Genomic DNA, 13,085 nt, shown 5'->3' with positions numbered 1-13,085 from the left:
TAGAAATGAAACTAAACTTGATTAGCTCCGTGATCACATTGAAAACTACTCTTACTTCCAGTAATCTAGGCAGGTCAACCGCTTAAGTACCTTGATTAAGCCGCCATACAATTTGATGTGGGATTGAAAATTTTTACAACCGATTTTTGCCTAAGTCAGGCATATAATATTTCTACTCAGTAGCAGTTGCCACTAGTTGCTACTGATTAGATTAGACCGAGTAATCACATCACATTTTTATATTTCACAATAGAATAGGCTCATATGCCTAAGGCCTTTGTACTGATGAATGCTGAGCTAGGAAGCGAGGACTCGATTGTGAACGAGCTAAAAAAGCTTGATGGAGTGAAGGAGGTTTATCAAGTTTATGGGGTTTATGATATAGTTGCCCAAGTTGAAGCGAACACGATGGAAAGAGTCAAGGAAACGATAACGTGGAAACTTCGCAAACTTAACGGGGTAAAATCTACTCTAACTATGATCGTTATGGATTAAATCATCAGATCGAAGTGATTTTGCCTACTTGATCATTTCGCAACTTAGAGGCGTTTTTGTATTATCGTAAGATTAATTTATAATGAATTATTAGAATTATTAAGTAATGTTTAAGATAGACTTATTCAAAAAGAAAGAAACTAATAGTAAAGTCTTCAAGTGTAAGTACTGTAATTTACAATTTGAAGACAAGGAACGCTTGAATAGGCACTCAAGAAAAGCACATAGCGAGAAAGGCGATGGTGAAATGCCGAACAGGAACCCATTTGGATTCTGAAGCTAATTTTATAGAAATCTTACAAATAGCCGCTTTAAAGGATTCGAATTATGTTCCCTATCCATGATGATGCTGGGCGCACTCAAGGCAGGCCATATGTCAACTATAGTCTCATAGTACTCAACGCTGCCGTATTTACATGGGAGGTATTGGTGACCAACAATTTTATTAGTGGACGATCCACAGCCGAAATTTACCTAGAATATGGAGCAATACCAAGATTAGTTCTTCAAGGAGACATTCCACGTATCGTCACATCAATGTTCATCCATGGAGGAATATTGCACATCGCAGGAAACATGATTTTCCTATATGTCTTTGGAGATAACGTAGAAGATAGATTTGGTCATATTAAATACTTGGCTCTTTATATCATGTGGGGGATCTTCGCCGCTCTTATTCATAGCACTTATGCATTGGCAACTGGAATGGCAGATATTCCAGCTATAGGTGCTTCCGGCGCAATCTCAGGAGTACTTGGAACGTACCTAATTTTATTCCCTCGGGCCAGAATTTACACTGTAGTAGTCGCATTTATTATAACTACCGTACGCATACCTGCATTGGCGTTTCTTCCTTTTTGGTTTATTTTACAAATAATATTTAGTTTAATTGGTCAATCGGGTGGAGTAGCCTATCTGGCGCACATTGGAGGATTTATTGCAGGAGTTGGAACAGGGTATGCTTGGAAGTACTTGATGAGCCACCGAGAACCGTCATTGGCTCAGCCCGTCAGAAAGATGCAAAAGATAAGACCAAAGATAGAGGATCCTGGATACTCTCTTGAGCCCGAGGTGATTGAAGGAGATGATTTTTTTGAAATCATAGCACACATACACGGTATTTCATCTCCTGAAGAGATTCATGCAGCGTATGAAACCGAGGGCAAGAGAGTCCGCATTTCTACCACGGGCTCTAGAAGATATGAATTATTTGCCAAGTTACCAGACTCTGCAAATAATCCTACAGTGGAACATATCAACTATCTTAACGGAATCGCTAAAATTCATCTTAGAAAATAATTAAATGCCATGTCCAACAGTTACTTTCTATATCCCTGCGGTTAGCAAATTCTGTTATTGAGCGGCGATTCTTGATCGAACAGTCACAAATCATCGATAAGTATTATTAAGCTTATTTAATTGTAGTAATTTGAATTGGAAGATTCTGCACGCTATAGAATCAATCAAATAGTTGATACCGGTGTTAATGTGGCGCTCACTCTAAGCGAGGACGTAGAGCTTGAAGCAGTCTCGCAACAACAATTGATGCTAGAATCTATTGATCGAGTGATTACAGACAATGAGGTGAAGAACCAAGTACGACCAATCTTAGAGGCGATATTGAATTCGCAACCACAGACTGTAGTAAAAACCTACGCGGAAACCATAGTTCAAATTACTATGCCTAGAAGACGCTATGAGAATATTGGAAGCCCTAGGGTCGGCGACAAAATCTCAATAGACATTCGAAAGACATAGCCGCATAGCACCTAATAACGTCATCTTTCATAGCAATGACTTCAGCTTCTGTTGCATTGAAGCTAACGAATAAAGAGGCAATGAACATGCGGAGTTTTTGCAAATCACAGCAAAGTCTTGTTTTTTACCGGTTAAACTGGTTTCCCTAAAAAAAGAGTATTTTTGTAGACTACTTAATTGTGAATTATTGCCTACGAATATAGTTACTGCGTTTGGGATAAACTGCTTATTCAGCCACTCCGCCATGTTTTCGCCTTCGCCGGTCTTATTTTCTGCTCTGATCGTTATTTCAATAGGCTTTTTCAAGTACATATATATGGCTATCAATAATTGTCCAAATCCAAAGGGATTTTGAATTGATGCTTTGGATCCGCTTTCCATAATCTGCTCGGCTTTTTCAAGGTAGTTAGAATTTTGGGTCAATACGTGTAATCTCAGCAGGTTTGAGGCAGCAACTGAATTGCCGCTTGGGAGTGCAAGGTCATACAAGCTCTTGGTCCTAACAATAAGTTTCTCGTGGTCGTCAGTGGTGAAAAAAAGATTGCGATCGACTGCGTCCCAGAAATGTTCAAGCATGAAATCAGTATGTTTTATAGCTTGTTCAAGATATAGATGGTTTGGATTGAGCTCAAATACATCCAATAACGCATTTACATAGAATGCATAGTCATCAAGATATCCGTTGAGTTTAGATTCGCCATTCTTAAATGTCCTAAACAATCTACTTTCAGAATTACTTAGTCTAGTTTGTATAAATTCAACCGCATTTCAAGATATCGTCTGTTATTCGTTACTCTGTATCCTTTTGCAAATCCAGAGATCATTAGGCCATTCCAGGCTGTCAGAATTTTATCATCTAGGCCCGGTTTGACTCGTTGCTCCCTTATCTTGAATAGTTTCGAAGCTGCTTCACTAATCATTCGCTTTACAGTTTCCGGCTGTTGACCGTACTTTCGCGACAGCTCATAAACACTGGTTCTCACATTGAGAATGTTCTCGCCCTCAAAATTGCCAAATTGCGAAACACCATAATAATCACAAAAAATATTAGAAATCATTTCATTAGAAAGAGAATCGACGATCTCTTGTTTTGACCAAACGTAGTATTTTCCCTCTTCTCCTTCCGAGTCTGCGTCTTGTGCAGAATAAAATCCATAATCAGGAGACATCATCTCACGCAACACGTAATCCAAGGTCTTCGTCAGGACATCCAAATATTTGTCATCCCTGGTGACCTGATATATCTCTGAATATACTTGCGCGAGCAGTGCGTTATCGTAAAGCATCTTTTCAAAATGTGGAACAAGCCATTTTTGGTCTGTGGAATATCGTGCGAATCCACCACCGATATGATCGTAAATTCCGCCTGCTGCCATTCTATCTGCCGTGAGGATGACAAAATCCTTGTATTTATTGATCCCAGATATATCGTAGCAACGCAGTAAGAATAGTAAATTCGACGGATTTGGAAATTTTGGCGCATGTCCAAATCCACCATAAACAGGGTCACCAATTTGTAACAACCCAATTGCAGCTTCATCCAAAGTTGATTGATCAATTGTGACACCACTTGATTGTATCGCGTCTCTGCTCGAGCTTTCCAATGCCTGCAAGAACTCCACTGTAGCAGTGTCAATTTCTTTTCTCTTGTCCTTATACGCATTTGCCAGCTGACTAAGGATTGTACCGAAACCCGGGGTACCGTATCTAGCATTTTTGGGGAAATATGTGCCCACGTAGAATGGCTTCTGGTCAGGAGTCAAAAACACAGAGAGTGGCCAGCCTCCAGTCCCAGTCACGAGCTGACAAACCCTTTGATATATGTCGTCTACATCAGGCCTTTCTTCTCTGTCAACTTTTATATTCACGAAATTCTCGTTCATTATTTTTGCAATTGCCGGATCCTCAAATGACTCATGAGCCATCACATGACACCAGTGGCATGCACTATAGCCTATACTAAGGAAGATAGGCTTATCCTCAGTTTGTGCTTTCAGAATTGATTCTTTGCTCCATGGATACCATTTGACCGGATTATATGCATGTTGAAGCAGATATGGGCTGGTCTCTTCAATTAGTTTATTTGGCTCCGCTTTACTAGGATTGTGATTGTCAGTACTGCGTGACTCCATTTTAGTACCAGATGATGATTCATGCTATTTATTGATATTATGATTAAATTATAGAGTTGTTCGAAATTCCAAGCCCCATACTTACTATAAAGAACAGAAACTTCCAGATCTATATAATCTGAATGTGAAGTTTCACAAATTCTGGTCGTTTGGTCATTTTCTGGATAAAATGATAATAGTCATGTGAATAAAAAAATCAAAAAACTAACTTGCCAAAGAAACAAACAATCGAAAATTTTCTCTAAACATTTTCCACCACGTAATAACGGTAATACTTACCGTCCACTATCACGTACTTATCCGAAAATTACTACTCTGGTAATTACTTGGTCACAATGTATCACGCTCAATTCAATAGAGCCTTCATCGGTAAGGTAAGTATTCATACAACAATGCCCTCATTTTTTGTTCAGAGACGACATCATACGATAAATATTGGCATAAGACTCTTCAAGGTTATTTCTTTGATACATTGATCTTATCTCTTCAAGTAATGACCTGACTTTCTTCCGATCCTTCTGAACAAGATACCCTTCCAGCTTACCAGCTTCAATCATAAATTTGTGAATGTGGTCACTGACCATATAGTTCTCTGATAAAAGAGAAAAAATTAGATCAGGATCGTCGATTAAGACACTCATAGATAGCATAGACTGGATCCTAAAAGTTGTGCCGGAGAATTTTTTTAGCGATCGATAATCTTGTTTTGATATAAAGTTAGCGAATGCTAGATTAGTGAAATATGTAAGGCCTAGTATAGTTGCCATCAGCTTATCGTGAAGCTTTGGATCTCTTATAATTCCAATAGTAGCACCTTTGAATAATTCTTCTAAAATTCGCAACTCAACGGATTCATCTATGACAGGAACCAATATAATCTTCATTAAGCCTAAATTGTTGACAGCTGGACCAAACATGGGATGAATGCATAAAGGCTGAACAGCTTTAGAAGCCTTTTTGAGCTGCTTAAATGATTTGCCTTTCAGTGATGAAATCTCAGCGAGGATAGCACCGGCTTTCATGCTAAATGTACATTTTTTAAGAGTATCAGACATCTCTGAAATTGGGACGCAAACCAACACTAGATCAGCATTTCGGACACATTTTTCTAAATTGTCACATACAACCACATTTTTGGACTGCTTTAGACAGCTCGAATTGATATCATGGAGCAAAAGCGTGACTGCTTTCCCTTTCAGGTATCTGGAAAACCAAATACCCATCCTGCCGCCGGCACCTATAATTGCAATCTGTTTAAGCATAGCTCTATTAATTTGAGCGTAAGACGGCGTTTAACAAGTCCAATCCCTCTTCTAGCTTATCATTGCTCTGGCAAGCAGAGATTCTAATAAATTGACCATATTGACCACCAAATCCACTTCCTGGCGCCACAGCCACACCTAGATTGAGAGCTCTTTGTACTACTTTATGATCGGATAGTCCGTCCCACAATTTAGGGAACACATATAATGCGCCGTCAGGCTTTGCAAAGCAAAGGGACATCTCGTGTAGTTTTTCGCAAATCAAGTCCAGTCGCCTCTTCATACGGTCTGTATTTTCTGCTGGGCTAATTTCGGCAGCAGCAAGGGCGGCGTACTGCATAGGCTCAGCAACACTTGTAAGCGCTGTTGCCTGAACTTTGGCCATTCTATCTATAATATTCTCCTTCGCAATCGCATAACCTACTCTGAAACCCGTCATAGCATGGCCTTTTGAAAAGGAAGAGACCATTATGCTTCTTTCATATCCATATTCCATTATACTTACGAATTTAGTGAAGGCATAATCACGATACACCTCATCGCTTAGAATATACAATTTGTGATCTTTAGCTATTGACACAATTTGATTAAGGATCTTCTTTTCAAGAATTTTTCCTGTCGGATTGTTTGGATAATTCAACGCAATCATTTTGGTATTAGGGTTAATCATGTTCGCAAGCTTCCCTAGATCTGGACTCCAACCGTCTTCGAGAGTTGTTCGCAACGAGCTGACTGTAGAGCCAAGTAAGCAGGCACACTCTGCATAAGCTGGCCAGGCAGGTTCAATGCAGATAAGTTCATCTCCTGGCACCAATAATGATGAGATGGCCGCAAATACAGCAAACCTTCCGCCAGGGGTGATTATTACATTGTTCGGATTTAAACCGTTACTGCTCATTCGAGCTATTGACGTACGTAGCTGCATTATGCCTTTGGTTTCGGTGTAATGATACCTTTTCAATTCAAAAATGCTAGAAAGGGCCGACTTTACAGGCTCAGGAGGACTATAATCTGGTTCTCCAACTTCCATGTGGATGATTTTTTTACCAGCAGCCTCGAGCTCTTTAGCTTTTGAAAATATGGTTAAATGATTTTCAAACCTGGTCTGGTCACGTTGCTCCTTCAATTGTAATCTTACAGACTCTGTGAGTAGGATATTTAGAAGCCTCCCTGTAAAATCCGGACTTATCCCAATTTCGTTAGATAAATTTGAAACAAGCAGCCTTATTTCCTGTTCAACTTTTTCATCCCTGACATCAATTTTTAGCCTGTTTTTGATCTCGCCAACTTGTTTGCAGAGCTCGTTTCTTTTCTGTACTTTACGAATGATATCTGAAGTGATATTACGTATCTCAGATCGGATTTCGTCTAATTCTTCTGGTGCACTAATCTTCAATCACCTACGCAATATTGGTGGAATAAATCCTCCCCTAAGAGCAAGGTCCGCTAACACCATTGATACAACACATTCCACTATTGGAGGAGCCCTTGGAACTACACATGGATCATGTCTGCCAGGTACGCTAAGATCAGTTTGTTCTCCCGTGATAAGATTAATAGTTTTCTGAGTTTTCGCGATAGATGAGGCAGGTTTAAACCCGACCCTTAATTCAATAGGCATCCCATTTGACAGCCCTCCTAGAATGCCCCCAGAATTATTGGTTGTAGTTACGATCTTGTCATTTTGTTTGAAGTAAGGATCATTGTTTTCTGAACCTCTCATGCGAGTGCCATTAAAACCTGAGCCGAATTCTACCGCTTTGACTGCAGGAATACTGAATAGAGCTTTGCTTAAATCAGATTCTAATGACGAAAATATTGGCTCTCCAATCCCTACAGGAACTCCTGTAGTTATACATTCTACAATCCCCCCCAGCGAGTCCCCGACCTTTTTCGCTCGCATAATCGCCGATTTCATTTCTTCTGCTTTAGCAACGTCAGGGCATCTTACATCATTTGTGTATCTATTTTTTTTAGCCGTAATCAGATCTACTTGCTCTGCTCTGATGTCGCCAATAGCTGTAGTATAAGCCGTCGTCTCTACTCCTAACGAATATCCAAGTAGCTTCTGAGCTATTGATCCTGCCATTACCAAGGTTGCTGTAAGTCTGCCTGAAAATCTGCCACCACCCCTATGATCAGTAAAACCACCGTACTTTATCATGGCAGGATAATCGGCATGTCCAGGCCTGGGATTACTTTTGATCAATTCATAATGTGCTGAATTTTGATCCTGGTTCCAGAGAATGGCGCAAATAGGAGCACCGGTAGTGAAACCATTGTAAGTCCCTGAAATTATATCCACTTTGTCCTGTTCCTTTCTTTGTGTCGTGACAACTGAAGTACCAGGTCTTCTTCGATCGAGCTGTGGCTGGATATCTGATTCCTGAAGAGGCAAACCTGCCGGGCAACCATCTAGCACCATCCCAAGGCATCTCCCATGGCTTTCACCGAAACTCATCGTTACAAATCGTTCGCCGAGTGTATTTCCTGGCATTTCTTCTAGTCACGACTTACTTATGTTCTATATGTATTAGCTTTTTAAAGTAATGGAAAATAGTAAATACAGTAGTAATCTTAACTTACTCTCGGTCTACTGACGGCCTAAGTCTGGCCCCAAGTGTTGTAAGATCTTGAATAAAATTTGGGTATGACACCTCGACTGATTCAACACCTGCCACTGTAGATTTATTTGTTAACAATGTCGCAACAGTGAATGCCATAAAAAGCCTGTGGTCATTAAATGAGTCAAGAGACGCATTCTTCAATGTCTTAGGAGAACTTATTATTAGATGATCCTTCTCTTCTTTGATAGTCGCGCCGAATTTGGTTAACTGCGAAGCAATATTTGCTATTCTATCTGTTTCCTTCAAGCGAGCATGAGCTATGCCGGATATTGTTACAGGGGATCTTGCCTTTAAAGCCATGACAGCCACAACAGGAAGCAGGTCAGGGCTATCTGAAAGGTTGAACTCACCACCACTCAACTGTTCTGTTCCCTGGACTCGAATTTCGCCTTTTTGGTGGTCAGCCTTGATTCGTCCACCCATTTCCTCAATAATTTTTACAATACCCAAGTCAGCCTGAGGTAAACTGAAATCAATCCCAATGACCTTTACATCATCGCCGATCAGAATACCTGCGCTTAGAATTAAAGCTGCGCTTGATAGATCGGCCGGAACATTAAAAACGGTAGGCTTGTATCGAGCAGGTTGCAATGAGTACTGTTTGAAATCATCATTTGCCACCCTGACGCCAAAAGCCTTCATCGTCTCAATGGTGGACTCGATGTAAGGCTTTGAAACTTGGATTCCCTTGATTTGTATCTCTACATTAGAATCAGCGTAAACACATGAGATTAGAAGTGAAGAGACGAATTGACTTGAGACACTGCCATCTAAAATAGTCGATCCTCCCTTTATTCCGCCTCCCGTGACGACAATTGGAGGTGCACCATCCATTTTCGTGGAAAAGGCCTTTACACCCAAGTTCTTAAGAGAATCCAACAGGGGCTGCATGGGTCTCTTACGTAGACTTTCATCTCCAGTCAACACCGTAGAACCGTACTTTACTAGAGAAGCAATAGATGTCATTAATCTGATGGTGGTTCCAGAATTCTCTGCATTAAGTACATCATCTGGAGATTCGAAAGTATGCCTTCCATTGACATATACCATATCGTTGTCTTGGATAATTTTAACACCCATTGCCTTACATGATGAAACAGTCGCTAGGGTGTCCCTCGAATACAAGGGGTTTTTAATAATTGATTCTCCTTCGACTAGAGAAGATATAGCTAAGGCTCTATGGCTGTAACTTTTACTTGATGGACACCTAATAATTCCTTTGATTCGTGATTTTGCGCTTTGAATCCTAACCAATTATGATATCCACTTTGGCCTTTTCATTATTAACTTTAGAAACTATTATACTGCCATCAAATTTACTAAACACATCCCTAATCTCCGCTATTTTTCTTTCATACGAAACGGCAGCGATCGCAGGCCCATTGCCCGATATACTTGCTCCCAGCGCCCCTGCGTGTATTGCATCCATCATGGGTTCATATTCAGTACATAGGGCAGTCGCCAGAAGTTTTCCATTAAGATTCATTGCCTTCCAGTAATCGCCTGAAGTGGCCAATTTGAAGGCTTCTTCGAACTGCTCTGACATAGTACTCAGTTTTGTCAGGTTTCCTCTCCTGTGATTAGGAATAAAAATCACTGCGAAGAGATCATCTGGAGCCTTCTCATGTAAAATGAGCTCATTTACGCGGTTATCAGTGATTACGAACCCACCGTAATAACAAGCAGAGGAATCATCGTAAGCCCCGGTTATAGTCACTCCAGCGTCGAGAGAGGCTCGCGTGGCTACATCCAACACCGCGCGATCATCTGCTTTTTCTTTTACAAGAGTACTACACGCCAAAGCAACTGCATTAGAAACTGCACTAGAGCTTTTTAGGCCAAAACCAATAGGGATTTCGGATTCTACTTTTATATGGACTGAATGCTTCTCAAGCACTTGTTTAGGTATTGTGTTATAGATAATATTCCGGATGAGTTTTCCGTAGTTGTAACTAGGACCGGATTTTCCGACTCCAGATCTTAGCTCTGCCTCAGCGACAACTTGAAGAGAAATTCCTAATGCTGATCCCCGGAAGGTTGCTAGTGCATTCACAATCGAGATAGCGCCATGTATAGTTGCACGTGTTCTCCTTATTATCACGAAGGCTCTCCGAAAGGACCCAGAAGCGCCTTTTTCATCACTCCTACTGGAGCATCTAAACCTGTCCAGATTTCGAATGCTTTAGCGCCCTGTGCTAACAGCATTTCATATCCATAAATTATTGAAGCTTGTGCGATTCTCGCCTGCTCTAGTAGGTTTGTCACCATTGGTACATACACTATATCATACACAACACTATCCCTACGGATATGCTCGTGATCTAATTGAGATTTAGTAAAATCGGATCCTGGAGGCGTAGAATTAATAATCAAGTCGGAATTGAGAGCAAGTGCACCCAGATTCTCAAAGGTCGCAGTTTTAGCTTTCAATCCCACATTGGAAGCCAATGTAAGGAGATCCATAGCATTGACAGGGGTCCTATTAACAATTACTAATTGTGAGATCCCACCTTTATCCGAAAGAGCGGTAACTATTGCCCGAGCAGCTCCCCCTGATCCAATCAGGAGAATGTTCATCCCGTTCAAGCTTATATGTCGCCGGTTCAGAGGTTCAATAAATCCTTGAACATCAGTATTATAGCCCTCGAATCTGCCCTCAACGTTCCGAACCGTGTTAACAGCATTTGCCTTTCTGGCTGCCGAATGCAATATTTCCATGTATGGTAAAATATCCACCTTATGTGGTATTGTTACATTAAAGCCAGATATTTTTGTAACCTTGAGTGAGTGAAGCGAACTTTGTAATTCGCCTTTGGGCACTCGAAATGCAATATAGGTAGATCTTCGGCCAATAGAATTAAAGGCCGTATTAAACATTACAGGTGAAAGCGAGCGATCAATTGGATCACCTATTATGCAATACGTCTCAATTGGATTTTCAGAAGATTCTATCACAGAATCATTCCCTCATACAGCTTTCTCATTTCAAGGAGAGTGAGTTGACCTGGGACCACCGATTTTCCTAGGGAGGCATAGGTAAAAGGTGCGTTCCCATAAATAGTGCACAAAATGCGGGATAGCACACCTAATTCTCCCATTGCAAACAATATTAGATCTAGATTCGTCACCACCTTATAGAAATCGAGCAATCTGATACAGTCCTGTATGTGCTCAGCAGTAGTAACAATCTTTAGAAAGTTGCCATATATTCTCATTTGCCCTATAAGGTCTAGAAGTGATTCATTTGCGGGTGTCCTCTCAAAGTCATGCCAAGAGACCAGTATTCGGGCCTTATGATCCGTTAGAAAATCAACCAACTCTTCATGATTTATTAGCGTATCGTATTCTACATCAAGCAGCATTGGCCGAGATAACGAAAGTTCTTTTAGCCAATTGACTCTTTCGTGAGCACTCCCTGAGAATTTGCCCTTCTGAGAATCAGGCCTGAGAGTGAAGACGGCTTTATTTCTAAAACTGTTTGCTATCCTTAGAGATTCTTGCATCTCGGACAATGGCAAATAATCAAATCGAATTTCAACGAAATTAGTACCGTCTGCGAAGGCTTGCTTTATCTGCTTCTCCAGATCTAGAGAGGAAGAGGAGGCAATTGTTGTACAGATCTTCAATGATAGGTCATCTTAAGTCTGATTATAGCTAGCCAACTCCAGCAGGAGGGTGACTATGCTTGTCATGCTCCATCCTCTCGTGCGCACTCAGAGCTTCCACCGTCTCGAACATCCGACCGCATCGACTACAACGATGGGGTTTAGAAGACTTTATGTTTGATGGAATAGATGCGGCCATTTCTCGTTAAATATTATAGTCCCACAACTAATTAAAGATGATAATCCTATGTATAATCTGAATAGTGTGAGGGAATTTTTTTCCAATTTGCAATTAGCGCTTGCGGTCTTATATGCAATTTCTCTTCAGTGAGCCTAGTAGTTGCTAACTGCACATACTCATCTACTATTTCGATCCCAATGTACCTTCTGTTGAAGTGGGAGGCCACTTTTGTGGTCTGACCGCTCCCGTTGAAGGGATCCAGAACTACATCTCCTTCGTAAGAATATAATTTCATGAGCCGGTATGGTATTTCTTCAGGAAAGGGGCAAGGGTGTGTGATATATCCTGGCGGTACTGGAGCAATGTGCCAAACTGAATTTGCTATCTCTTTAGTCCATTCTTCGTGGGTTGCAGGAAGAGCTCCGTCACGTTGAGTTCGCCCAGTCTTTACATCTCCCTTTCGTAGCACTAGAATGAATTCATGCATAATATTGGCTCTATAATACTTTGGGTAAGGGTTAATTACAAAAGAACCATATCTATTGGTACCACCAGTCACTTTATGCCAAATAATTTCCTCATGTAGGTTCCATTTGCCCGGCGTCCGGACGAGCCTAGATAAAAGTATGTGCGGAAGTGGCAGGATAGTCCCGTTAACCACTTCATTGGCAATGACGATGCAGCAATATCCGCCGTCCTTAGTAACCCGGAAGATCCTATCATTGAAAATTTCAACCATTTCATCGAGATACTCTCCTGTCTCAATATTGCCTCGCCCACGATAATATTCACCATTTCCACTCACATGCATCCCATAATCAATTGCATTCCTATACGGTGGAGAGGTAATAGTCAATTGAATTGAATTTTGAGGAATTTTCTTCAACGCCTCCTTGCAGTTGCCTCCAATAATGATATTCTCTAGATTTCGTTGTACCTGCATCCATGATAATTTGTCTATATATCCATATCCTAAATACTCTAAAATAATCGACTTTCAGATTAAAAAAATATTCGCCAAATAA

Annotated in this window: 13 protein-coding genes; 3 read left to right on the top strand and 10 right to left on the bottom strand. The window is 40.8% G+C overall.

What is annotated here, in order from left to right; all coding sequences use genetic code 11:
• The first annotated feature begins 264 nt into the window (after positions 1–264).
• The 3 genes from DYY65_RS02465 (at position 265) to DYY65_RS02455 (ending at position 2,253) form a co-directional block, all read left to right on the top strand.
• Entirely contained in the window at positions 265–495 is a 231-nt protein-coding gene (locus DYY65_RS02465) for an Lrp/AsnC family transcriptional regulator (RefSeq protein WP_162476407.1), read from the top strand.
• A 327-nt stretch (positions 496–822) separates the two neighbouring features.
• Positions 823–1,794 carry a rhomboid family intramembrane serine protease gene (locus tag DYY65_RS02460; RefSeq protein ID WP_162476406.1) on the top strand — a complete coding sequence of 324 codons (972 nt, stop codon included), beginning with the start codon at positions 823–825 and terminating at the stop codon, positions 1,792–1,794.
• A gap of 135 nt (positions 1,795–1,929) precedes the next feature.
• Positions 1,930–2,253 carry a hypothetical protein gene (locus DYY65_RS02455; RefSeq protein ID WP_162476405.1) on the top strand — a complete coding sequence of 108 codons (324 nt, stop codon included), beginning with the start codon at positions 1,930–1,932 and terminating at the stop codon, positions 2,251–2,253.
• 27 nt (positions 2,254–2,280) lie between these two features.
• Here the strand turns inward: DYY65_RS02455 and DYY65_RS12130 are convergent, their stop codons facing one another.
• From DYY65_RS12130 to DYY65_RS02410, 10 genes are all read right to left on the bottom strand, one after another.
• Positions 2,281–2,973, bottom strand: a complete 693-nt coding sequence (locus DYY65_RS12130; protein ID WP_201449275.1) for a thioredoxin domain-containing protein — start codon at positions 2,971–2,973, stop codon at positions 2,281–2,283.
• Positions 2,974–2,990: 17 nt separating this feature from the next.
• The gene (locus DYY65_RS02450) at positions 2,991–4,385 is read right to left on the bottom strand and encodes a thioredoxin domain-containing protein (RefSeq protein ID WP_201449274.1); all 1,395 of its coding nucleotides are present in this window, start codon (positions 4,383–4,385) and stop codon (positions 2,991–2,993) included.
• Between the two features lie 398 nt (positions 4,386–4,783).
• Positions 4,784–5,647, bottom strand: coding sequence for a prephenate dehydrogenase (locus DYY65_RS02445; protein ID WP_162476404.1), 864 nt, complete (start codon positions 5,645–5,647; stop codon positions 4,784–4,786).
• Between the two features lie 7 nt (positions 5,648–5,654).
• Positions 5,655–7,043 (bottom strand): aminotransferase class I/II-fold pyridoxal phosphate-dependent enzyme, encoded by a 1,389-nt coding sequence (locus DYY65_RS02440; RefSeq protein ID WP_162476403.1) that lies wholly within the window; start codon positions 7,041–7,043, stop codon positions 5,655–5,657.
• Positions 7,044–8,144, bottom strand: a complete 1,101-nt coding sequence (aroC, locus tag DYY65_RS02435; protein WP_162476402.1) for a chorismate synthase — start codon at positions 8,142–8,144, stop codon at positions 7,044–7,046.
• 85 nt (positions 8,145–8,229) lie between these two features.
• Entirely contained in the window at positions 8,230–9,528 is a 1,299-nt protein-coding gene (gene aroA / locus DYY65_RS02430) for a 3-phosphoshikimate 1-carboxyvinyltransferase (protein ID WP_162476401.1), read from the bottom strand.
• Complete coding sequence (locus DYY65_RS02425) at positions 9,521–10,375, bottom strand: shikimate kinase (RefSeq protein WP_162476400.1); 855 nt, start codon at positions 10,373–10,375, stop codon at positions 9,521–9,523. Before DYY65_RS02425 ends, aroA begins: the two co-directional genes overlap by 8 nt.
• Positions 10,372–11,229, bottom strand: coding sequence for a shikimate dehydrogenase (aroE, locus tag DYY65_RS02420; RefSeq protein ID WP_370519270.1), 858 nt, complete (start codon positions 11,227–11,229; stop codon positions 10,372–10,374). The genes DYY65_RS02425 and aroE overlap by 4 nt, the downstream gene beginning before the upstream one ends.
• Entirely contained in the window at positions 11,226–11,900 is a 675-nt protein-coding gene (locus tag DYY65_RS02415; protein WP_162476399.1) for a type I 3-dehydroquinate dehydratase, read from the bottom strand. Before DYY65_RS02415 ends, aroE begins: the two co-directional genes overlap by 4 nt.
• 224 nt (positions 11,901–12,124) lie before the next feature.
• Positions 12,125–13,003 (bottom strand): DNA-methyltransferase, encoded by an 879-nt coding sequence (locus DYY65_RS02410; protein ID WP_162476398.1) that lies wholly within the window; start codon positions 13,001–13,003, stop codon positions 12,125–12,127.
• Positions 13,004–13,085 lie beyond the last annotated feature (82 nt).

Origin of the sequence: Nitrososphaera sp. AFS, from assembly GCF_009898475.1 — an archaeon.
Taxonomy (GTDB): domain Archaea; phylum Thermoproteota; class Nitrososphaeria; order Nitrososphaerales; family Nitrososphaeraceae; genus Nitrosopolaris.
This window is presented reverse-complemented; position numbering and strand designations above follow the sequence as displayed.

Coding starts and splice junctions, on each gene's coding strand:
- DYY65_RS02445 (WP_162476404.1), bottom strand. CDS start 5,647: ATGCTTAAACAGATTGCAATTATAGGTGCCGGCGGCAGGATGGGTATT.
- DYY65_RS02450 (WP_201449274.1), bottom strand. CDS start 4,385: ATGGAGTCACGCAGTACTGACAATCACAATCCTAGTAAAGCGGAGCCA.
- DYY65_RS02465 (WP_162476407.1), top strand. CDS start 265: ATGCCTAAGGCCTTTGTACTGATGAATGCTGAGCTAGGAAGCGAGGAC.
- aroC (WP_162476402.1), bottom strand. CDS start 8,144: ATGCCAGGAAATACACTCGGCGAACGATTTGTAACGATGAGTTTCGGT.
- DYY65_RS02460 (WP_162476406.1), top strand. CDS start 823: ATGTTCCCTATCCATGATGATGCTGGGCGCACTCAAGGCAGGCCATAT.
- DYY65_RS02410 (WP_162476398.1), bottom strand. CDS start 13,003: ATGCAGGTACAACGAAATCTAGAGAATATCATTATTGGAGGCAACTGC.